The organism is Streptomyces sp. NPDC088252, from assembly GCF_044740965.1.
Lineage (GTDB): Bacteria > Actinomycetota > Actinomycetes > Streptomycetales > Streptomycetaceae > Streptomyces.
The window spans coordinates 182,658-203,643 of sequence record NZ_JBIURS010000003.1; the positions used below are offsets into that span (position 1 = coordinate 182,658).

The 20,986-nt window shown below is 71.0% G+C and carries 17 protein-coding genes; 8 read left to right on the plus strand and 9 right to left on the minus strand.

What is annotated here, in order from left to right; all coding sequences use genetic code 11:
- Window position 1: 1 nt before the first annotated feature.
- From mqnC to ACIOHC_RS07800, 3 genes are all read right to left on the minus strand, one after another.
- Entirely contained in the window at window positions 2-1,201 is a 1,200-nt protein-coding gene (mqnC, locus tag ACIOHC_RS07790; RefSeq protein WP_351072590.1) for a cyclic dehypoxanthinyl futalosine synthase, read from the minus strand.
- A gap of 72 nt (window positions 1,202-1,273) precedes the next feature.
- Window positions 1,274-3,079, minus strand: a complete 1,806-nt coding sequence (locus ACIOHC_RS07795) for a serine/threonine-protein kinase (protein ID WP_401841897.1) — start codon at window positions 3,077-3,079, stop codon at window positions 1,274-1,276.
- 482 nt (window positions 3,080-3,561) lie between these two features.
- The gene (locus ACIOHC_RS07800; protein ID WP_351072586.1) at window positions 3,562-4,440 is read right to left on the minus strand and encodes a menaquinone biosynthesis protein; all 879 of its coding nucleotides are present in this window, start codon (window positions 4,438-4,440) and stop codon (window positions 3,562-3,564) included.
- Between the two features lie 375 nt (window positions 4,441-4,815).
- Here ACIOHC_RS07800 and ACIOHC_RS07805 point away from each other — a divergent pair, with 375 nt between their 5' ends.
- Entirely contained in the window at window positions 4,816-5,019 is a 204-nt protein-coding gene (locus ACIOHC_RS07805) for a cold-shock protein (RefSeq protein ID WP_003967102.1), read from the plus strand.
- Between the two features lie 121 nt (window positions 5,020-5,140).
- Here the strand turns inward: ACIOHC_RS07805 and ACIOHC_RS07810 are convergent, their stop codons facing one another.
- Together ACIOHC_RS07810 and ACIOHC_RS07815 are read right to left on the minus strand one after the other, a co-directional pair.
- Window positions 5,141-6,175, minus strand: coding sequence for a CU044_5270 family protein (locus ACIOHC_RS07810; protein WP_401841898.1), 1,035 nt, complete (start codon window positions 6,173-6,175; stop codon window positions 5,141-5,143).
- Window positions 6,172-6,813 carry an RNA polymerase sigma factor gene (locus ACIOHC_RS07815; protein ID WP_351072582.1) on the minus strand — a complete coding sequence of 214 codons (642 nt, stop codon included), beginning with the start codon at window positions 6,811-6,813 and terminating at the stop codon, window positions 6,172-6,174. Before ACIOHC_RS07815 ends, ACIOHC_RS07810 begins: the two co-directional genes overlap by 4 nt.
- Window positions 6,814-6,920: 107 nt before the next feature.
- Here ACIOHC_RS07815 and ACIOHC_RS07820 point away from each other — a divergent pair, with 107 nt between their 5' ends.
- On the plus strand, window positions 6,921-7,748 hold the full coding sequence (locus ACIOHC_RS07820; protein ID WP_401841901.1) for a MerR family transcriptional regulator: 828 nt from the start codon (window positions 6,921-6,923) through the stop codon (window positions 7,746-7,748).
- A 73-nt stretch (window positions 7,749-7,821) separates the two neighbouring features.
- Here ACIOHC_RS07820 and ACIOHC_RS07825 read toward each other — a convergent pair whose 3' ends face one another.
- Window positions 7,822-9,051: an amidohydrolase family protein gene (locus ACIOHC_RS07825; protein WP_401841903.1), complete on the minus strand. Its 1,230-nt coding sequence runs from the start codon at window positions 9,049-9,051 to the stop codon at window positions 7,822-7,824.
- A gap of 263 nt (window positions 9,052-9,314) precedes the next feature.
- On the opposite strand from ACIOHC_RS07825, the gene ACIOHC_RS07830 reads away from it, so the two are divergent.
- A complete protein-coding gene (locus ACIOHC_RS07830; protein WP_401841905.1) occupies window positions 9,315-12,287 on the plus strand; it encodes a BTAD domain-containing putative transcriptional regulator in 2,973 nt (990 codons plus the stop codon).
- 195 nt (window positions 12,288-12,482) lie between these two features.
- Window positions 12,483-12,701, plus strand: a complete 219-nt coding sequence (locus ACIOHC_RS07835; protein WP_376475215.1) for a hypothetical protein — start codon at window positions 12,483-12,485, stop codon at window positions 12,699-12,701.
- A gap of 346 nt (window positions 12,702-13,047) precedes the next feature.
- Here ACIOHC_RS07835 and ACIOHC_RS07840 read toward each other — a convergent pair whose 3' ends face one another.
- Window positions 13,048-14,610 carry a FadD3 family acyl-CoA ligase gene (locus ACIOHC_RS07840; RefSeq protein ID WP_401841909.1) on the minus strand — a complete coding sequence of 521 codons (1,563 nt, stop codon included), beginning with the start codon at window positions 14,608-14,610 and terminating at the stop codon, window positions 13,048-13,050.
- Between the two features lie 92 nt (window positions 14,611-14,702).
- On the opposite strand from ACIOHC_RS07840, the gene ACIOHC_RS07845 reads away from it, so the two are divergent.
- The 3 genes from ACIOHC_RS07845 to ACIOHC_RS07855 are packed head-to-tail and all read left to right on the plus strand — an operon-like array spanning window position 14,703 to window position 17,077.
- Entirely contained in the window at window positions 14,703-15,851 is a 1,149-nt protein-coding gene (locus tag ACIOHC_RS07845) for a lipid-transfer protein (RefSeq protein ID WP_351072830.1), read from the plus strand.
- Between the two features lie 5 nt (window positions 15,852-15,856).
- On the plus strand, window positions 15,857-16,297 hold the full coding sequence (locus tag ACIOHC_RS07850) for an OB-fold domain-containing protein (RefSeq protein ID WP_351072566.1): 441 nt from the start codon (window positions 15,857-15,859) through the stop codon (window positions 16,295-16,297).
- Between the two features lie 6 nt (window positions 16,298-16,303).
- Complete coding sequence (locus ACIOHC_RS07855; protein WP_401841912.1) at window positions 16,304-17,077, plus strand: enoyl-CoA hydratase/isomerase family protein; 774 nt, start codon at window positions 16,304-16,306, stop codon at window positions 17,075-17,077.
- A 3-nt stretch (window positions 17,078-17,080) separates the two neighbouring features.
- On the opposite strand, the gene ACIOHC_RS07860 is transcribed toward ACIOHC_RS07855, so the two are convergent.
- Complete coding sequence (locus ACIOHC_RS07860; RefSeq protein ID WP_351072828.1) at window positions 17,081-17,620, minus strand: hypothetical protein; 540 nt, start codon at window positions 17,618-17,620, stop codon at window positions 17,081-17,083.
- Between the two features lie 159 nt (window positions 17,621-17,779).
- Between ACIOHC_RS07860 and ACIOHC_RS07865 the strand changes: the two genes are divergently transcribed.
- A complete protein-coding gene (locus ACIOHC_RS07865; protein WP_351072826.1) occupies window positions 17,780-18,487 on the plus strand; it encodes a hypothetical protein in 708 nt (235 codons plus the stop codon).
- Window positions 18,488-18,586: 99 nt separating this feature from the next.
- Here ACIOHC_RS07865 and ACIOHC_RS07870 read toward each other — a convergent pair whose 3' ends face one another.
- A complete protein-coding gene (locus tag ACIOHC_RS07870) occupies window positions 18,587-20,962 on the minus strand; it encodes a PQQ-binding-like beta-propeller repeat protein (protein WP_401842182.1) in 2,376 nt (791 codons plus the stop codon).
- Window positions 20,963-20,986: the final 24 nt, after the last annotated feature.

The following is a 20,986-nucleotide window of genomic DNA, read 5'->3' on the forward strand; positions in this document are numbered from 1 at the left end:
CTCAGTTGGCGTTCAGGAGCTTCAGCTCCGGGTGGGCCGTGCCGCCCTCGATCGCGGTGGACGAGATGTGCGAGACCACCCGCTCGTCGACCGGGTCGTTCGCCGGGTCGTCGTGGACGACGAGGTGCTCGTACGTCGTGGCGCGCTGCGCCGGCACACGGCCCGCCTTGCGGATCAGGTCGATGATCTCCATGCGGTTGGAGCGGTGCTTGGCGCCGGCCGACGAGACGACGTTCTCCTCCAGCATGATCGAACCGAGGTCGTCGGCGCCGTAGTGCAGTGACAGCTGGCCGACCTCCTTGCCGGTGGTCAGCCAGGAACCCTGGATGTGCGCGACATTGTCGAGGAAGATCCGGGCGATGGCGATCATCCGCAGGTACTCGAAGAGCGTCGCCTGCGTCCGGCCCTTCAGGTGGTTGTTCTCCGGCTGGTACGTGTACGGGATGAACGCGCGGAAGCCACCCGTGCGGTCCTGCACGTCGCGGATCATCCGCAGGTGCTCGATGCGCTCGGCGTTGGTCTCGCCGGTGCCCATCAGCATGGTGGAGGTCGACTCGACGCCCAGGCGGTGCGCGGCCTCCATGATCTCCAGCCAGCGCTCGCCGGACTCCTTGAGCGGGGCGATCGCCTTGCGCGGCCGGGCCGGCAGCAGTTCGGCGCCCGCACCCGCGAAGGAGTCGAGACCGGCGGCGTGGATGCGCTGGATGGCCTCCTCGACGGAGACCTTGGAGATCCGGGCCATGTGCTCGATCTCGGAGGCGCCGAGCGAGTGGATGACCAGCTGCGGGAACGCCTTCTTGATGGCGGAGAAGTGCTCCTCGTAGTACTCGACGCCGTAGTCCGGGTGGTGCCCGCCTTGGAACATGATCTGCGTACCGCCGAGCTCGACGGTCTCCGCGCAGCGACGCAGGATGTCGTCGAGGTCGCGGGACCAGCCCTTGGCGGTGTCCTTGGGCGCGGCGTAGAACGCGCAGAACTTGCACGCCGTGACACACACGTTCGTGTAGTTGATGTTGCGCTCGATGATGTACGTCGCGATGTGCTCCGTACCGGCGTAGCGGCGTCGGCGTACGGCGTCGGCGGCCGCGCCCAGCGCGTGCAGCGGCGCCGACCGGTAGAGGTCGAGAGCCTCCTCCGGAGTGATCCGACCGCCCTCGGCGGCTCGGTCGAGGATGGGCTGGAGGTCGGCCTTCTCGGTCACCGGGCTGTCACCTTTCGGCGGTTTTTCAACGGATCTACGGACCGGTTCACCCTACGCCAGCCCCTGTCGGCGTCAGCTGCCGGACCGGCTGAGGGTGCCGTACGGAAATCCCGCGCCCCTCTCCTCGGAGCGGAAGCGGAGGGTGCCGTCGGCGGCACGCGTGAAGTGGATGTCGGACTCGGTGGAGGTGCACAGGGCCGGGTCGCTCGGGCGGTCGGGGTCGGCACGCTCCCTGAGTGTCAGTTCCTCGTCCGTTCCGGAGGAGAGCCGGGCGATGCTGTTGCAGCGCACGCTCAGTCCGAGGGCGGAGACCTCCGTGGTCATGCGGACCACGTCCGTGCCCTTCTTCCCCGCGGTGAAGACGGCGGTGAGCGTGCCGTGCGGCTCCCCGGTGGTCTTCTCGGTGAGCGGGCCCTTCCAGGTCCCGGTGAACGCCTTCGGGACCTCGGCGACCTGGTCCGGGTCCGCCGTGCCGCCCGGGTCCCCGGTGCCCGGTTCCGAGCCCGAGGGTTGCGAGTGCTCCGCGGACGGCGTGGCGGCCGGCGGGGTGCTGCCGGCACCACCGTGCTCGGCCGCGTCCCGTCCGCCGCCGCCCGGCATCAGATCGAACAGGTACGCACTGCCCACGGTCACGGCGGCGAGCGCACCGGCCACGGCGAGGGCGACGGTGCAGCTCAGTCTCCGGCCCCGGTTCGCGTCGGGGCGGGACGCCTCGGAGTCCGCGCCGACGGTGACGGAGAAACGGGGGTTCGCCATGCGTTGCCCCGGCAGCCCGGACGGCTGCGCCGCCCCGGCCGCGCCCGCGGCGGTCAGGGGCCACGGGGGCGGCCCGTTCGGCCGGGGCGGCCGGGTGGGTTCGTGCGAGAGGGACGGCTCGACCGGCGGGCCGAACCCACCACTCGCACCGCCGCCGTCGGGCGCACCGTTCACACCCCACGAGGCACCGCTGAACGGCACCGGCCCCGACTGCACCGGCGCGTCCTGCGGCTCCAGGTCCAGCAGCGCGACCGCCGCCCGGCTGACCTCGCGCACCAGTGGGCCGGGCAGCCACCCCGCGGCCACCAGTGCGGCGGCCCCGCCCGGCGCCAGCTGCCGGGCCAGTTCCGTGGGAGTCGGGCGGTCCTCCGGGTACTTCGCCAGGCACCCGGCGACGATGTCCCTCAGCTCCCCCTCCAGTTCTCCCAGCTCCGGCTCCTCGTGCACCACCTTGTAGAGCAGTACGGCGGAGGAGTCGCCGAGGAAGGGCGCGGTACCGGTGGCCGCGTACGCGAGCACCGCGCCGAGCGAGAAGACATCGGCAGCGCCCGAGATGTCCACGCCCCGGATCTGCTCCGGCGCCATGTAGCCGGGCGAGCCGACCGACACCCCGGTGGAGGTGAGCGAGGCGGTGGCACCGATGGCGTGGGCGATCCCGAAGTCGATCAGCCGGGGACCGTCGAGGGCGAGCAGCACGTTGGAGGGCTTCACATCGCGATGGATGAGGTCCTGGGCGTGCACCGCGGCCAGCGCCTCCCCGAGTCCGGCGCCCAGTGTCCGCACCGCGTGCTCGGGCAGGGGGCCGTGCTCGACGACCGCGACGGACAGCGGGGGCCCGGCCACATAGCCGGTGGCGACCCAGGGAATGGGGGCGTCCGGGTCGGCGTCCAGGACGGGCGCCGTCCACTGCGCACCGATCCGCCGTGCCGCGTCCACCTCCCGCCGGAACCTGGCCCGGAATTGCTCGTCGAGAGCGAAGTGGGGGTGCACGACCTTGACCGCGACGGTGCGTCCGCCCGCGCTGCGCCCCAGATAGACCCGGCCCATGCCGCCGGCACCGAGCCTGCCGAGCAGTCGGTAGGAACCGATGGTCAGCGGTTCGCCGGCTTCCAGCGGCTGCATATGGACTCCCCCTGTGGACCGGCCGGACCTCCGACCGAAGCCTAGGGTGCGAAGGTCATCGGGTCCCAGAGGAAACCATCCGCCGATTTCACCCTCAAGGGAACGAACAACGGCTTTCGACACAACAAAAGGCGTGAATACGTCGTTCACCCGAGCGATTCCGGTTCAGGACCGGGACTCTCCTCGGACGCGGTCCGGGAATCGGCTATTCGCCGCGTATTCACCCGAATCGATGACGAGCGAGGAGAAGCGGCCGGAGAAGGGCGGGAGAAGGCCGGCAAGAGATATCCGACCGAAGAGGTACAGGATTCATCCATATCCGGGCCCATTCCCGTCGACCGCCTCCGGGCGCGGCGCGCCCCGGGCACCCTCGGCGCTGCCCCGCGCCCCGCCCCGGCTTCCGCGGCGTCGGCCGCGCCCGGGATACCGCGGCGTCGGCCGCGCCCGGGATACCGCGACGTCGGCCACTTCCCGCCCTCCGGTCAGCCGCCGAGGAGTTCGACCTTCACGTCCGCCGGGAAGCCGGTCGTCGGGCCGACCCGGCGCGCGAACTCCCGCACCCCCGCCAGCTGGTCCGGGCCGAAGCGGAAGTCCAGCGTCGTGAAGTACCGCTCCAGCACCTCCGCGTCGAAGGCCTCCCAGCGTGCCGCCTGCTCCGCGACCTTGGTGACCTCCTCCAGAGAGACGTCCCGCGAGGCCAGGAAGGCCTCGTGCGCCTTGTTCACGTGGTGGGGCTCGGCCGCCAGATAGTCCTTGCGGGTCGCCCAGACCGCGAAGACGAACGGCAGCCCGGTCCAGTCCTTCCACATCTGGCCCAGGTCGTGGACCTGGAGACCGAGCCGGGGCGCGTCGTGCAGGTTGGCGCGCAGCGCGGCGTCACCGATCAGCACCGCGGCGTCCGCCTCCTGCATCATCACGCCCAGGTCCGGCGGGCAGGTGTAGTAGTCCGGGCTGACCCCGTACCGCTCGGCGAGCAGCAGCTGAGCCAGACGCACGGAGGTGCGCGAGGTCGAACCGAGTGCCACCCGGGCCCGGTCCAGCTGGTCCAGCGGCACCTGCGACACGATCACGCACGACATGACGGGCCCGTCGCATCCCACCGCGATGTCCGGGAAGGCGACCAGGTCGTCGGCGTTGCGCAGGAACTCGACCAGGGTGACGGGGCCGATGTCCAGATCACCCCTGATCAGCTGCTCGCTGAGCTTCTCCGGGGTGTCCTTCGAGAGCTCCATGTCGAGCAGGGTCCCGGTTCTCGCCAGTCCCCAGTACAGGGGAAGGCAGTTCAGGAACTGGATGTGGCCGACGCGCGGCCGGCTGCGACGGCCGTCGCCTGCGACGGTTGAGACGGTTGAATTGTCCACATCGCGAGGCTAGACCCGTGGTGCCGTCCGGACGGCACCGGGTGCGCGAGGCGTCGCCCCGCCCCTCTCGCGGGGCACCGACACCACCCCGGAGCGGTATCGGAAGTCTTCATTCCGTATCCCTTGAGGACGCCTCCCCGACACCCTCCGGGAGACCCGCTTCGTCAGCTCATCGGCACGGCAATCAAACATCCGGGTGAAGTGATCTTTCCCTCTACCCTTCCGTACACGCTGCGTGCTAGGCTCGACGCAAGTTGCAGTTTGGTTTCCCTTGCAGTACAGAGCCTGCGGAGCATGTAACCCGCAGGCTTTTGTAGTTTTCAGACTTCTTTGCAGGTTCTGGAGCAGGGCAACCCTTTGGCCCAAGGAGGGCTTATGGCTACCGGAACCGTCAAGTGGTTCAACGCTGAAAAGGGCTTCGGCTTCATCGCCCAGGACGGCGGCGGCCCGGATGTCTTCGTTCACTACTCCGCGATCAACGCGTCCGGGTTCCGCTCCCTCGAGGAGAACCAGGTCGTGAACTTCGACGTCACTCAGGGACCCAAGGGTCCGCAGGCTGAGAACGTCACCCCGGCCTAGTTGCCCGGGTCGGCCGATCGCGGCCGGTAAAGCAGTACCCAAGGAGCCCCGCTCCTCCGCCTCGGTGGAGGAGCGGGGCTCCTGCCTTTGGACGGCCGCCCGCGTGCGGGCGGCCACTCCCCTACTTCTTGGGCGTCTCGTCCCGGCTGTCCACGACGCCGCGGTCCAGCACGGCCTGCAGCTCGGTGACGGTGCCCTTCTTGCCCAGCTCGGTGTCCTGGACCAGGTAGGCGCGCAGACCCAGGTAGTCGTAGCTGTTGGCGTCGAAGACCAGTTCCATGCGCTCGTGCGTACGCTCGTCCGTACGGGCCAGCGCCACGCCGGGTCGGCCGTCGCCGTCCTCGGCCTTCTCCACCATGACGACGCCGGGGATCTTGGCCGCGGCACGGTAGATCGCGGCGCCCGTCTCGGGCGGCAGGATGTTCTCGCGGATCAGCCCGCCGACGTACTCGAAGAGCCACTGGTCGGACGAGCCGGACGACCACTCGGCATCCTCACGGAGCTTCTTCAGCAGCGCGTCGGGATCGGTGGGCAGCGCCTGGAGCGCGGCGTAGGTCTGGTTCTGCAGGTCCTCCACGTATCCCTCGTCCCCGGCGCGCGGAGCCGACCAGATGATGTCGTCGCCCGGCTGCTTGAGCCGGCTCTGCACCTTGGCGGGGTTCTGGGACGTCCACGTCTCGCGGTAGTACGTCTTCAGCTTGAGGGGGCTGCCGACCTCGGCCTGCATGTTGGAGTAGTGCGAGCGCACATAGACGAACTGGTTCTTGCCGACGCGGTTCGCGGGGCCCTCCGACGCGTGCTTGGCGACGTTCTCCATCAGCGCTCCGACGCCCTCCGCCGAGGCGACCTCGACCTTGACGACCGGGGCCGCGCTGACGTGGTAACCGGTGTCGCCGCCGCCCTGCCCCGGACCGGCCAGGAAGGTGAAGGCGAGCGCTCCGGCCGCGACCATGCCGACGGGCACGGCGTACCAGGCGCGGTTGCGGCGCGGCCGCACGGCCTTCGGCGCCTTCTCGGTCCGGACCTCGGCCTGGTGGATCTCGTTCATCAAGTGCTCCCTGAGCAGCCGTTGGCGGTCGCCCGGCAGGACCGGTCCGTGCGGCTCGGGCAGCTTCGCCCTGAGCTCCCCCACAACCTCCTTCGCGTCGGCACTCATCGGTTTCCCTCCCTTTCGTTCGACCGGACCGCAGTGGCGCGGTCACTCCGGTACTGTCCGGCTGATTCAGGTAGTTCCATGTTTCTTGCGATTTTCTTGAGTTCGTCCTCGGTGAGGTCCCGAAGTCGCTTCCGGGCCCTGGAGAGCCGCGAGCGGACCGTGCCCACCGGGACGCCGAGCGCGCGTGCCGCGTCCCGGTAGTCCAGGCCGTCCCAGACGCAGAGCAGGAACACCTCACGCTCCTTGGGTCTCAGGCGTCCCAGCGCGGTCTGTGCGGCCGCGAGCTGTTCCGCGTCATGGATGCGGCCCACCAGCTCGTCCGCGAAGTCCGGCACGACGGGCCCGGCCGGCACTCTGGCCAGGGCCGCCTCGTGCCGACGGGCGGCGCGGCGGGTGTTGCGCAGGACGTTGGTGGCGATGCCGAGCAGCCACGGCTTCAGCTCCTCGTCCGAGTCGCGCAGGGTGCCGCGCAATCGCCACGCCTCCAGGAAGGTCAGCGATACGACGTCCTCGGCGCCGGCCCAGTCGCCGGTCGAGCGGACCGCGTACCGGAACACCGTCTGGGCGCAGTCGTCGAAGAGGCCGCCGAACGCGTCCGGGTCACCTGCCCGTATCCGGGCTCTCAAGGAATGCTCCACGTCACGTCCTGTCCGCAGCGGAGAGGGGGGTTCCGATGACCTGCGTCACATCCAGCGCCGCGATGCTTGACCTTGACATCGTGTGAGGCCGTGCACTGGGAGACATCATGTTCACCATCGGAGACTTCGCCCGGTACGGACGGGTCTCGGCCCGGATGCTGCGCCACTACGACGCCATCGGACTCCTGCACCCGGACCGCACGGACCCCGCCACCGGCTACCGCTACTACGGGGCCGCCCAGCTCTCCCGCCTCAACCGCATCATCGCCCTGAAGGATCTCGGCTTCACGCTTCAGCAGGTGCAGGCCGTCCTCGACGAGCAGGTGGGGGCCGAGGAGTTGCGCGGCATGCTGCGACTGCGGCGGGCGGAGCTGGAGGAGGCCATGGCGGCAGCGGCCGCACGGCTGACACGGGTCGAGGCGAGGCTCCGGTCGATCGAGAGCGAGGGACGCATGCCCGCGGACGAGGTAGCGGTCAAGAGCATTGCCGCAGTACGGGTCGCCGAGTTGACCGGGACAGCGGCGGGCTTCGAACCGGAGCACATCACTCCGGTGATCGGCCCGCTGTACGACCGGCTCTTCCCGCTGCTGGACACGGTGGGGGTCGGCCCGAGCGGCCCCGGGATCGCCTATTACGAGAACGCCCCCGAGGGCGGCGGCGCGATCGTCGTCCACGCGGGGGTGACGGTCTCCGCCCCGGTGGGCCCGCTCGGCGACACCGGGATCACGGTGGTCGAGCTGCCCCCGTTCGAGGCGGCGTCCATCGTGCACCGGGGCTCGATGGACGGCGTACTGCCGACGGCCCAGACCCTGGCCCGTTGGATCGACGCCAACGGCTACCGGTCCACGGGATACGCCCGCGAGATCAGCCTGGAGTGCCCCGACGACCGGGACAAGTGGGTGACGGAGCTCCAGGAGCCGGTCACCAGGGCCTGACCGTTCCGGAGGCACCACGGCTCCACGCGGAACGTGACACCCGGGGTGCCGGGTGTCACGTTCCGCGCCCTCCCTACCGCCCGCCGGGCCCCGCCCACAGCCCGTCGTCCGTCAGCCCCAGCAGGTCGATCGCGTTGCCGCGGACGATCCGGTCCACGACATCGGCATCCAGATGCCCCATCTGCGCCTCGCCGACCTCGCGCGACTTGGGCCAGGTGGAGTCGGAGTGCGGATAGTCCGTCTCGTACAGGACGTTGCCGACGCCGATCGAGTCCAGGTTCCGCAGCCCGAAGGCGTCGTCGAAGAAGCAGCCGTAGACATGCTCGGCGAACAGCTCCGACGGCGGACGGTGGACCTTGTCGGCGACGCCGCCCCAGGCCCGGTTCTCCTCCCAGACCACGTCGGCGCGCTCCAGGATGTACGGAATCCAGCCGATCTGCCCCTCCGCGTACATGATCCGGAGGTTCGGGAACCGCTCGAACTTGCCGCTCATCAGCCAGTCGACCATCGAGAAGCAGCAGTTGGCGAAGGTGATGGTGGAGCCGACGGCGGGCGGGGCGTCGGCCGAGGTGGACGGCATCTTCGAGGACGAGCCGATGTGCATCGCGATCACCGTCCCCGTCTCGTCACAGGCCTGCAGGAACGGATCCCACTCGTCCGTGTGAATGGACGGCAGGCCGAGATGCGGCGGTATCTCGGAGAACGCCACCGCGCGCACACCGCGCGCCGCGTTGCGCCGGACCTCCTCCGCGGCCAGCCGCGCGTCCCAGAGCGGGATCAGGGTGAGCGGGATGAGCCGGCCTCGCGCCTCGGGCCCGCACCACTCCTCCACCATCCAGTCGTTGTACGCCCGTACTCCGAGCAGCCCGAGTTCGCGGTCCTTCGCTTCGGTGAAGGTCTGCCCGCAGAAGCGGGGAAAGGTGGGGAAGCAGAGCGCGGACTGGACATGGTTGACGTCCATGTCCGCGAGCCGGTCGGGGACCGAGAACGAACCCGGGCGCATCTGCTCGTAGGTGATGACCTCAAGCCTGATCTCGTCCCGGTCGTAGCCGACCGACGTGTCGAGCCGGGTGAGCGGGCGGTGCAGGTCCTCGTACACCCACCAGTCGCCGATCGGTCCGTCATCACCGTCCGCGCCCATCACAGGCGCGAACTTGCCGCCCATGAAGGTCATTTCCTTGAGCGGTGCGCGGACGATCCGCGGACCGCGGTCGAGGTACTTGGACGGGAGCCGGTCCCGCCAGACATGAGCGGGCTCCACCGTGTGGTCGTCCACCGAGATGATCTTCGGGAAGGTCTCCATGCTCATCACGGTAGCGCTGATCTGACGAACCGTCAGCTATCCGTACCGGCCCCCGTCCCTCAATCGTTGTCGAGGGCTTGTGCAGAGAGTCACCCACTGCTGACGTGTCCGCCCATAACAAGGCAGACTGTTGAGCGCGATACCAGCGGTACCGAACAAATCCGGATCCCCCGCCCCGGGCCGGCACACGGGCGAGGAATCCGGAACGAACAGCACCGGCACGATCGGCAGGACCGGCGGGGCGAGCAGGACAGGGGGCATCAATGGACCGTGACGACCACGGGCCACGCGTGCGTGTTCCGGGGCAGCGGGCTCCGCAGCAGCAGTCGGCCGACGGCGCCGATCTGCGCTTCTCCGTGCTCGGCCCGGTACGGGCCTGGCGGGACGGAGAAGCGCTGCCGTCCGGTTCACCTCAGCAGCGGGCTCTGTTGACCGCGCTGCTCCTGCGCGACGGCCGCACGGCCACGGCCTCCGAACTCATCGACGCCATCTGGGGTGAGGAACCGCCCTCGCAGGCGCTCGCCGCCGTACGCACGTACGCCTCTCGGCTCCGTAAGGTCCTCGACCCGCAGACGCTGGTCAGCGCCGCCGGCGGTTACGCGATCCGGACCAGGAACGACGCCCTCGACCTGACCATCGCCCAGGAGTTGGTGGCCGGGGCGGAGAAGGCCCGCGCGGGCGGCGACCGCGCCCAGGCCCGCGGTCTCTTCAGCAAGGCGCTCGGTCTGTGGGACGGCGAGACCCTGGCCTCCGTGCCCGGACCGTACGCCGAGAACCAGCGCACCCGGCTGGAGGAATGGCGGCTCCAACTCACCGAGACCCGGCTCGACCTGGACCTGGAGGTCGGCTGCCACGCGGAGGCGGTCTCCGAACTGACCGCGCTCACCGCCGCGCACCCGCTGCGCGAGCGGCTGCGCGAACTCCTCATGATCGCCCTGTACCGCAGCGGCCGGCAGGCCGAGGCGCTCGCCGTGTACGCCGACACCCGCCGGCTGCTCGCCGACGAACTGGGCGTCGACCCGCGCCCCGAACTCTCCCAGCTCCAGCAGCGCATCCTGCAGGCGGACGAGGAACTGGCCCGTCCGGCCGACGAGCCGGCACCGGCCCCGGCGCCGCTGCGCCCGGCCCAGCTCCCAGCCACCGTCCCGGACTTCACCGGCCGCGCCTCCTTCGTACGGGAACTGGGTGACCGGCTGGCGACCGCCGAGGGTTCGGTCATGGCCGTCTCGGCACTGGCCGGCATCGGCGGCGTCGGCAAGACGACCCTCGCCGTGCACGTCGCCCACCAGGCGCGCCAGCACTTCCCGGACGGTCAGCTGTACGTGGACCTCCAGGGCGCCGGCGCGCGCGCCGCCGAACCGGAGACGGTGCTCGGCGCGTTCCTGCGCGCGCTGGGCACGGCCGACTCGGCGATCCCCGACTCCCTGGACGAACGCGCCGCCCTCTACCGCTCCACGCTCGACGGCCGCCGCATCCTGGTCCTCCTCGACAACGCCCATGACGCGGCCCAGATCCGCCCCCTCCTCCCCGGCACCGCGGGCTGCGCGGCCCTGGTCACGAGCCGCGTCCGCATGGTCGACCTGGCGGGCGCACACCTGGTCGACCTGGACGTGATGTCCCCGGAGGAGGCGCTCCAGCTCTTCACCCGCATCGTGGGCGAGGAGCGCATCGACTCCGAGCGCGAGGCGGCCCTGGACGTGGTCGCCGCCTGCGGCTTCCTCCCCCTGGCCATCCGCATCGCCGCCTCCCGCCTGGCCGCACGCCGTACCTGGACGGTCTCCGTCCTGGCCGCCAAACTCGCCGACGAACGCCGCCGCCTGGACGAACTCCAGGCCGGCGACCTCGCGGTGAAGGCCACCTTCGAACTCGGCTACGGCCAGCTGGAGCCGGCCCAGGCGCGCGCGTTCCGCCTGCTGGGCCTGGCGGACGGCCCGGACATCTCCCTGACCGCGGCGGCGGCCCTGCTCAACCTCGAAGCCCACGTGGCGGAAGACCTGCTGGAGGCTTTGGTCGACACCAGCCTCCTGGAGTCGGCAGCACCGGGCAGGTACCGGTACCACGACCTGGTGCGCCTCTACGCGCGTTCCTGCGCGGAACGGGACGAGCAGGACCCGGAGGAGCGGGAGTTGGCGCTGTCGCGACTGCTGGACTTCTATCTGGCGACGGCGGCGGGGGTGTATGCGCTGGAGCGGCCGGGGGATCGCACAGTCAGTCACCTGGAGCCCACCGGATACAAGGGGCTCTCGTTCACCCAACACGACCACGCGCTCGACTGGCTCTACTCGGAGGCCAACTCACTGCTGGCGTGTGCCCAGCAGTCGGCCACCGCCAAAACCATCCGCCGCAGCGTGGATCTGCTCCTGGCATCCAAGGACCTCGCGGAATCAGGCGCCAACTCCCGCCAGTTCGAGTCCGTGGCCACCCTCGTGAGGGATGCCGCCGCGGCTGCGGGTGACCCGCGCTCCGAGGCTCGGGCACGTACGACACTCGCGCAGGTGCACAGCACTGCCGGCCGTTTCGACCAGGCTGACGACGAAGCGCGCATGGCCATGCAGCTCGCTCCGTCGACGGACGATGTGTGGACCCACTGCAACGCCCCGAATGAACTCGGAATCATCGCCGGATACCGTAACCGGCTCGATGAGGCCGAGACCCTTCTGCAGCAGACCATCGCCGCGTTCCGGGCCGATGCCAATCAGCCGGGCGAAGCCAGCGCCCTGTGCAACCTGTCCCGGGTCCATCTCGCCATAGGACACACCACGAGCGCGGTGGAACTCGCCAGCGAGGGTGTCGCTCTCTACAACCGCATGGGGCTCACACTGCGGCTGGCCAATGGACGCTACGCACTGGGACTCGCGCTGGCTCGGGCCGGTCGACAGCACGAGGCCCAGGAACGGCTGTCCGAAGCGCTCACCGTCTTCCGGGACAGCCGACAGAGGTTGTGGGAAGGCATGACCCTCTTCCGTCTGGCAGAGATCCATCTCGACGCAGGGCGGTCCGCCCAGGCCGCCGGCCTCGCCGAGCAGGCATTGACGGTGTTGCTGCATGTGGGCGGCGAGTGGCGTCGCGCCAACGTGCTGACCGTACTGGGCCAGGCCCTCCAGGGCATAGGCCAGGCGGACCGGGCGAGAGTCTGCTGGCGGGAGGCACTCTCGGTCTTCGACCAGTTGGCGGCTCCCGAGGCCGACGCGGTTCGACGACTGCTCGATCCCGCATCGGTGGGCAACGGGACCTGACGGACGTTCATCATTCGTTTATCGCGCTCAGGCACTCTCGTACCTGTCGATGCGTCGCGTCGGGGGGCAGACGAGTCGGCAGCGAGAACCGCGCACTAAGGTGAACGGCTCTGAACAGCCCGTCCGGCAGCCCACGGGGGAGCAGCCGGACGGGCTCGGCCGCCTATCCATGCAGCAAGTAATGGAGTTCACGACATGAGCGACGACAAGAAGATCCAGGTGCCGGCGCAGACGTCCGGTACAGCGGGTGACTCCAAGCCCGAGGACAGCCACATGACGGGCGAGCCCGAGATCAAGCCGCTGGACAGCCACATGACCATCGAGCCCAAGGTCAAGCCGCTGGACAGCCACATGACGGGCGAGCCCGAGATCAAGCCGCTGGACAGCCACATGACCGGGGCGGATCCCCGCTGATACTGCAATCGACGGGGTACGGGGGAGCGGCCGCGGCGGCGCGGAGGGGGAGCCGTCGCGGCCGCTGTTTTCATGTCCGGATCTCCGAGCGCCCCTCCTCGCGTATCCGATGCGGGCCTCGGGCCGTACGCCCGTGCGACACCGCGCCCGCATCCCGCTCGTCGAACCGGCCTCGCTCCTCGCACTGACGTACCTGAGGGGCTCCGTTCCCTGGATGCTCTGCATCTGGCCGCCGCACAGGGGCTGGGCAGGCACTCACCGCATTCGTGGCCTACGACAAGCGCCTCGTCGAATCCGCACACTGCCTGGGGCTTCCGGTCCGGAGCCCCGGCTCGCCGTTGAGCCGTCAGGACCCTGCCCGCCCCCGCAGCTCCCCCTTCACCACCTTGCCGCTCGCGTTGCGCGGCAGCTCGGTCACGAACTCCACCGCCCTCGGGACCTTGTAGTTCGCCATCTCGCGCCTCGACCAGGCGATCAGGTCCTCGGCCGTCACCGTCGCGCCCGGTCTGCGGACCGCGTACGCCTTGCCCACCTCACCCAATCGGGGGTCCGGGACGCCGATCACCGCCACGTCGGCCACGTCCGGGTGCAGGCCGAGGAGCTGTTCGATCTCGGCGGGGTACGCGTTGAAGCCGCCGACGATGAACATGTCCTTGATCCGGTCGGTGATCCGGAGGTTGCCGTTCTCGTCGAGGACGCCGATGTCCCCGGTGTGGAGCCAGCCGTCGGAGGTGATCGCGGCGGCCGTGGTCCCCGGGTCCTCGAAGTAGCCCCGCATCACGTTGAACCCGCGGACCAGCACCTCGCCGGGGGTGCCGGGGGCGGCCAGGACGCGGACCTCCGTACCCGGGATCGCCCGGCCCGACGTCGAGGCGATCGTCTCCAGCGGGTCGCCGCGGCGGCACATGGTGACGATGCCGCTCGCCTCGGAGAGACCGTACGCGGTGAGGACCGTCGCTATGCCGAGCTCCGTGCGCAGGCGTTCCACCAGTTGCAGGGGGACCACCGCCGCGCCCGTCACCACCAGGCGGAGGGCGGAGAGGTCGTGGGCGCGCCGGGCCGGGTGGTCCAGCAGGGACTGGTGGAGGGTGGGCGGGCCCGGCAGGACCGAGATGCGTTCGGCGGCGATGTTGGCCAGGGCGGTGTCCACGTTGAACACCGGTTGCGGGACCATCGTGGCGCCCCGCATCAGGCACGCGATGATGCCCGCCTTGTAGCCGAAGGTGTGGAAGAACGGGTTCACGATCAGATAGCGGTCGCCCTCGCGCAGGTCCGCCAGTTCGCTCCAGATCGCGTAGCAGCGCAGGGTCTGGGCGTGGGTGATGACGGCACCCTTGGGCCGGCCCGTGGTGCCCGAGGTGTAGATGATGTCGGAGGGGGCCGAGGGGGCGATCGCGTCGGCGCGGGTGCGTACCGCCGCTCCGGACACCCCCTCCCCCGCCGCGAGGAAGTCCTTCCAGGTGACGTAGTCGTCGGGGGCGCTGTCCGCCAGCACCACCACCCGTTCCAGGTGCGGGAGCGGTACGTCGGCCCGGCGCAGGGACGCCACGTACGACGTACCGAGGAAGGTGCCGGTGACGAAGAGCAGTTTTGCCCGGCTGCGTTCCAGGATGTACGCCGCCTCCGTGCCCTTGAACCGGGTGTTGAGGGGGACGAGCACCGCTCCGGCCGTGACGGCGCCGAGTGCGGAGACGATCCAGTCCAGGGTGTTCGGGGCCCAGACCGCCACCCGGTCGCCCGGCTCGACCCCCGAGGCCATGCATGCGGCGGCGGCGCGTTCGACGCGGTGGCCGAGTTCGGCGTACGAGATCCGCGTGCGGCCCTCGACGACCGCCTCCCGGTCCCCGTACCGTCGCGCCGCCGTCCGTATCAGCTTCGGGATGCTGCCCCATTCCTCGTCGCCGCGCATCGCTCGCCCTCTCTGACGCAGTAGCTGACTATCCGTCAGATTAGCTGTAGCCTCAGCCGCTGTCAGCAGTGACGACGGCCTCGGAGGTGGCGGTGGCGGCGCTCAAGGACGTGACAGCGATAGCCGGCATAGGACAGACGGCCTTCGCGAAACAACTGCCCGAATCCGAGAAGACACTGGCCTGCCGGGCCATCGTCGCGGCGCTCGACGACGCGGGCATCGCCGCCTCGGAGGTGGATGCCTTCGCCTCGTACACGATGGAGGAGACCGACGAGGTCGAGATCGCCAAGGCCATCGGGGCGGGCGATGTGACCTTCTTCAGCAAGGTGGGATTCGGGGGCGGCGGCTCGTGCGCGACGATCGCGCATCTCGCCGCCGCCGTGGCGACCGGGCAGGCGAGCGTCGGCGTCGCCTGGCGGTCGCGGAAGCGGGGGTCGGGGCCCCGGCCCTGGAAGAACACCGCCGTGCAACTGCCCACCCCCGCCCAGTGGACCCGTCCGTACGGGCTGCTGCGGCCGGCCGACGAGATCGGGATGCTGGCCCGGCGTTACATGCACGAGTACGGAGCGACCCGCGACCATCTCTTCAACGTCGCCCTCGCCTGCCGCAACCGCGCCAACCAGAACCCGGACGCGGTGATGTACGAGCGACCGCTGACCCGCGACATGTATATGACCTCGCGCTGGATCAGCGAGCCGCTCTGTCTGTTCGACAACTGTCTGGAGACGGACGGCGCGCTGGCCTGCGTCATCGTCTCGGCGGAGCGGGCCCGCGACTGCCGGCAGAAACCCGTCCACATCCACTCCGTCGCCCAGGGGCTGCCCGCCCAGCACCACGGCATGGTCAATTACTGGAACGACGACCCGCTCACCGGACCCGCGTGGACGGCCGCCCGGCAGCTGTGGAAGCAGGCCGACTTCGGCCCGGACGATGTGGATGTCGCGCAGATCTACGACGCGTTCACCCCGCTCATTCCGCTCTCCCTGGAGGGCTACGGCTTCTGCGGACGCGGCGAGGGCGCGGCGTTCACCGAGGGCGGGGCGCTGGAGAGCGGCGGGCGGCTGCCCATCAACACCGGGGGCGGCGGGCTCAGTGAGGCGTATGTGCATGGCTTCAACCTCATCAACGAGGGCGTGAAGCAGTTGCGCGGCGTCTCCACCGCGCAGGTCCCGGACGCCAGGACGTGCCTGGTCACCGCCGGCGAGGGTGTGCCCACATCTGCCGTACTGCTGAGGAGTTGACCGGGATGGATGCTCTGCTGCTGCCCGTCGTGGACGAGGACGGCGCCCCCTTCTGGGAGTACGCGGCCCGTGGCGAACTGCGCGTCCAGGCCTGCGCCGCCCCGGAGTGCGGAAGGCTCCGCTTCCCGCCCCGGCCGTGCTGCCCGCACTGCCAGTCCTTCGCGAGCGAGTGGCGGCCGATGAGCGGACGTGGTCGCGTCTGGTCGTACGTGCTGCCGCATCCCCCGCTGCTGCCCGCGTACGCCGCACAGGCCCCGTACAACGCCGTCGTGGTCGAGCTGGCCGACGCCCCGGAGATCCGGTTGGTCGGGAATGTGGTGAGCGGTCCGGACGCCCCGCTGGACTCGGTCGATCCGGGGCGGCTGCGGATCGGGGCGCCGGTGCGGGTCGTGTTCTGCCCGGACGCCTCCGGGGTGACCCTGGTGCGCTGGCTGCTGGAGCGGTGAGCGGCGATGGCCCTGCGGACGGAGACGGACAAGGAGACCGGGGTCGCGCTCGTCACCCTGGACCGGCCCGAGAAGCACAATGCGATCGATCTGGCGACGGCCGCCGAACTGAGCGCCGCCTGGCGGGCGTTCCGCTTCGACGACGGGGTGAGGGCCGTCGTCGTCACCGGGGCGGGCGGCCGGGCCTTCTGCACGGGCGTCGACCGGGGCGTGGAGGTGCCGCAGCCCTCGTCCCCGTACACGATCGACGATCCGCTGATCGCGATCGGGCCCAAGGCGAACGACCTGTGGAAGCCGGTGATCGCGGCCGTGGAGGGGATGGCCTGCGGCGGGGCGTTCTATCTGCTGGGCGAGGCGGAGTTCGTCATCGCGTCGAAGGAGGCGACGTTCTTCGATCCGCACACGACGTACGGCATGGTCAGCGCGTACGAGGCGATCTCCATGGCGCAGCGGATGCCGTTCGGGGAGGTGGCACGGATGTCCCTGATGGGCACGGCCGAACGGGTCACGGCCCAACGGGCTTACGAGACCGGGCTGGTGAGCGAGGTGACGGCGCCGGGCGATGCGGTGGCGGCGGCGCTGCGGGCGGCGGGAGTGATCGCCTCGTACCCGACGGAGGCGGTGCAGGGGACGGTCCGGGCGGTGTGGTCCGCGAAGGAGGCGGCCAGGGCGCAGGCCATGGCCCACGCCCCGCACCTGATCGCGCTCGGGAACCTGCCGCCGGAGCAGCAGGCCGAGATGTTCCAGGGGCGGGGCCGCGACGGGTTCAGGACACGGTGAGGGTCAGTGGCTCAGCTCGGCGTCGACCTCGCACTTCGCCACCTCGGAGACCTTGCTCGGGCTCTCCATCCGCACGGTGACGGTCGTGGTCTCGCCGTCCTCGGCGTCCACGTCCGCATCGCCCGTGGTGACGAGGTTGCCCAGCGCGTCGAGGAACTGCACATCGACTTCGTAGGTGTGCGAGCCGGCGGCGTTCGCCATGAGCCGGACGGTGGAGAAGGTGACGGCCTTGCGCTTGCCCTTGCGGGGCCGGGCGCAGCGGATGACTGACACCTGGGGTTCCTCGGCGGCGGTGAGGCTCGGGGGCGGCGTCGCCTGGTTGCCGGAGGACGAGCCGCTCGACGAACCGTAGTCGTCGTTGTCGTCGTAGTCGCTGTGGTGGTAGCCGCCGTTGCTCTTCTCGGAGTTGGAGCAGCCGCCGCCGCTGCCGCTCGAACCCCTGCTCTTGCCGCTTCGGCCACCGTGGCTGGAGGTCGAGAAGCCGGTGAGTGCGAGTACCACCACGACCAGTACCGCGGAAAGCCTTATGTGCTGCCGCATCATCGATGCAGCCCCCCTTGTGTTGTTGTCCATTTCTGCTGTTGTCGAACGACCGCGCGACACCGTAGCGCAAGGTGCGGGAGGCAGGGGCCAGGCGTAGCGTCGAGGCGGAGAGCGGTGCCGATACGTGACACCGGTCCGCGCACACGCAGGAGGCCGATGATGGTCCGCAACGTCCTCGGCTCGGTCCTCGCTCTCGTAGGAGCGGCGGCCGCCGTGCTGAGCCCCTTCCGAGACTGGTACGACGGCCGTCCGGGGCGTCATTACCGGATCGACGAACTGTTCACCGGGATCACCGGCAGCCGGCCCGGACCGCTGGGCTCGATCCTGGTCGCCTTTCTCTTCGCCGCCCTGCTGACCGTGGTGGGGGTGGTGTTGCGGTCGCGGCTGCTGGTGGCGGCCGCGGGCGTGGTGGTGCTCGGGTTCACCGTGCTGTGGATGGTGCGCCAGGGGCAGTCGGTGGGCAGTCTGACCGTCTCGGGCAACGGCTCCGGGCTGCAGTGGGGGGTGGCGGGAGCCCTGGGCGGCGGGGTGCTGCTGCTGTTGGGTGCGGCGTTGATGTCGGGGCGGCGCGGCGGTGGGCGCCGCGCCCCGCGCGAGGACGGTGTCCGGCCGTATGCCGCGCCCGGCTCGCAGGACCCGGACACCTGGCCGCCGACGCAGGAGCCGGGGCCCTCCGTGCAGACGAGCCCGCTGCCGGAACCGGAGCCGGACCTGTACACGGGGCCTCCTCCGGGAGCCCGCGGTCCGGGCCCACGGACCCGGGACACGGCCGGGCGGCCCGGGACCGGACCGGAGGACCGGGACACGGCCCCGCACCCCGTCGTACCGGACGAGGGCCCCGACCCGGACCGGCCCCCGCGCCCCTGAGGCCCCGCGCCACCGAGGCCCTGAACTCCTGAGGCTCCGAGGCTCCGAGGAACGGGCCGCGAGTGAGGCTCCGAGGAACGGGCCGCGAGCGGCGCCCGGCTACGTCCGGGCCCGGTTGCCCGTGCCCGTTCCCTTCAGCGCGTCCAGCGCGTACACGCAACGGTCCTTGCTGCACGCGTACACCACACCGCCCCGCGCCACCGGCGAACCCGTGATCTCGCCGCCCGTCGCCAGCTTCCAGCGGAGCTGGCCGCCCGCCGCGTCCAGGGTGTACAGGACGTGGTCGGCGGAGCCGAAGTGGACCCGGCCGTCGGCGACCACCGGGGCGCCCACCACCTCGCCGCCCGCCGCGAACCGCCACTTCGGGGTGCCGGTGACCGCGTCGAGCGTGTACAGCGCGCTGCCGCTGCCGACGTGGACGTTCCCGCCCGTCACCAGGACCGGCTCCGTCGACTGCCGGGCCTCCGTGGCGATGCGCCAGCGGTCCTTGCCCGTCGAGGCGTCGATCGCGTACACCGTGCCGAGGTAATCGGCGAGGTACACGCCGCCGCCGGTGACCGCGGGCCCCGGTGCGAACGTGGGCGGCGAGAGGAAGACGGCGGGCGACTCGAAGTGCCAGCGGACATGGCCGGACACGGTGTCGACGGCCAGGACCCGGGCCCCCGCGCTGACGTACACGAAGCCGTCCGCCGCCGCGGTCACCCGGACCGGCACCCCGCCGCAGGAGGCCGCGTCGCCGATCGGGTACGACCAGCGCTCGATGCCGGAACGGGCGTCGACGGCGCGCAGCCGGGCGTCCTGCCAGAGGTAGACCGTGCCGTCGTGGACGACGGGGCCGGCCTCCGCCGTCTCGAAGTCGGTCTGTACGCCACCGCTCTCCCACAGCTTCTCGCCCGTGGACGCCTCCCACGCCTGGACGCCACCGCCCCGGGTACCGGTGACGACGGTGCCCCGGTCCGCCTTGAGGGAGTACACCCAGGCATCGGTCTGCAGCCGCCACCGCTCGGCGCCGGTCGCCGCGTCCAGGGCGTACAGCGACGGCCCGTCGGACGCGTGGATACGGCCGTCCTCCACCGCCATCACCCAGGCCACGTCCCGGGTCTTGAACTGGCGGCGCCCGTTGCCCACGTCCAGGGCATGCACCTCGAACGAGGTGACGTAGAGCAGGTCTCCGGCGACGACGGGCGTCCCCCAGACGTCGTTGGACATCCGGAAGCGCCAGGGCCGCCAGCGGTCCGGGGCCGCCGGCGCGACCTCGGGGGCGTGCGTGGGCGCGGGCAGCGGGGCGGCGGGCGCCGCGCCGTTCGCCCCGGTGGGCGGGCGCACCCAGCCGGTCGCGGGGCCGGCGTCCGCGGTGGCCGTGGCGGTGGCCCGGACGTCCTGGGCGCGCGGGCCGGGGCCGATGGGCACCTTCGCGCCTGCCAGTCGTACCGGACCGCCCCCGTCGGGCAGCTGCGCCGCCGCGGCGGCCGGGGAGCGCAGGTCGCCGCCGCTGCGCCAGGCGGTGTCCCGGCCGGCGCCCGGCGGCTGCGGGGGCGGCGGCGGGACCGGGGCCGGGGCGACAGGAGCAGCGGGCTTGCGGCCTCCGCCGCGGCGTTGCTCGATCATCGCGGTGGCGGAGGTCGGCAGCCAGGCCGAAGCCGTACCGCTGTCGTCGCCGCCGGAGGCGAAGAGGTGCGGGGCGAGCTGGGCCTGCAGATCGGCCGGGGTGGGCCGCAGCCCGGCGTCCATCTGCATGCAGGACTCGATCAGCGGCCGGAGCTCGTCGGGCAGGCCCTCCACATCGGGGCCCTCGCGCAGCAGCATGAAGACGGTCTCGACGGGGTTGCCACCGTGGAACGGCGCATGCCCGGTGGCGGCGAAGACCAGCGTCGAGCCGAGCGAGAAGATGTCGCTGGCGCCGGTGACACTGCGGGAGTCCCGCGCCTGCTCGGGCGACATGTAGGCGGGCGTGCCGACGGCGACGTTCGTCATGGTCAGCCGGGTGTTGGAGACCCCGGACGCGATCCCGAAGTCGATCACCCGCGGGCCGTCCTCGACGACGAGCACGTTCGACGGCTTCATGTCGCGGTGGACGAGCCCCGCACCGTGGATCGACTGCAGCGCCTCGGCGATACCGGCGGCCAGCCAGCGCACCGCCTGGACCGGCATGGGCCCGCACTCGGTCACTATCTCTTCGAGCGAGGGGGCGGGCACATAGGCGGTGGCCAGCCACGGCACCGCGGCCCGCGGGTCGGCGTCCACCACCGCGGCCGTGTAGAAGCCGCTGACGGCCCGAGCGGCCTCCACCTCACGTGTGAAGCGGACCCGGAACAGCTGGTCCTCGGCAAGTTCCGTGCGTACCGTCTTGATCGCCACCCGCCGGCCCGAAGCCGAGCGGGCGAGATAGACCAGCCCCATGCCACCGGCCCCGAGCCGTCCCAGCACCTCGAACGGGCCGATCCGTCTCGGGTCGTGCTGCGTCAGCTGCTCCACCACTTGCCCTGCCACCTCCCCGTA

Bases quoted from the DNA above. Each gene is read 5' to 3' on its own strand.
- ACIOHC_RS07795 (WP_401841897.1), bottom strand. From the start codon at position 3,079: ATGCAGCCGCTGGAAGCCGGCGAACCGCTGACCATCGGTTCCTACCGA.
- ACIOHC_RS07805 (WP_003967102.1), top strand. From the start codon at position 4,816: ATGGCTACCGGAACCGTCAAGTGGTTCAACGCTGAAAAGGGCTTCGGC.
- ACIOHC_RS07810 (WP_401841898.1), bottom strand. From the start codon at position 6,175: ATGAGTGCCGACGCGAAGGAGGTTGTGGGGGAGCTCAGGGCGAAGCTG.
- ACIOHC_RS07820 (WP_401841901.1), top strand. From the start codon at position 6,921: ATGTTCACCATCGGAGACTTCGCCCGGTACGGACGGGTCTCGGCCCGG.
- ACIOHC_RS07825 (WP_401841903.1), bottom strand. From the start codon at position 9,051: ATGGAGACCTTCCCGAAGATCATCTCGGTGGACGACCACACGGTGGAG.
- ACIOHC_RS07830 (WP_401841905.1), top strand. From the start codon at position 9,315: ATGGACCGTGACGACCACGGGCCACGCGTGCGTGTTCCGGGGCAGCGG.
- ACIOHC_RS07835 (WP_376475215.1), top strand. From the start codon at position 12,483: ATGAGCGACGACAAGAAGATCCAGGTGCCGGCGCAGACGTCCGGTACA.
- ACIOHC_RS07840 (WP_401841909.1), bottom strand. From the start codon at position 14,610: ATGCGCGGCGACGAGGAATGGGGCAGCATCCCGAAGCTGATACGGACG.
- ACIOHC_RS07850 (WP_351072566.1), top strand. From the start codon at position 15,857: ATGGATGCTCTGCTGCTGCCCGTCGTGGACGAGGACGGCGCCCCCTTC.
- ACIOHC_RS07855 (WP_401841912.1), top strand. From the start codon at position 16,304: ATGGCCCTGCGGACGGAGACGGACAAGGAGACCGGGGTCGCGCTCGTC.
- ACIOHC_RS07860 (WP_351072828.1), bottom strand. From the start codon at position 17,620: ATGATGCGGCAGCACATAAGGCTTTCCGCGGTACTGGTCGTGGTGGTA.
- ACIOHC_RS07865 (WP_351072826.1), top strand. From the start codon at position 17,780: ATGGTCCGCAACGTCCTCGGCTCGGTCCTCGCTCTCGTAGGAGCGGCG.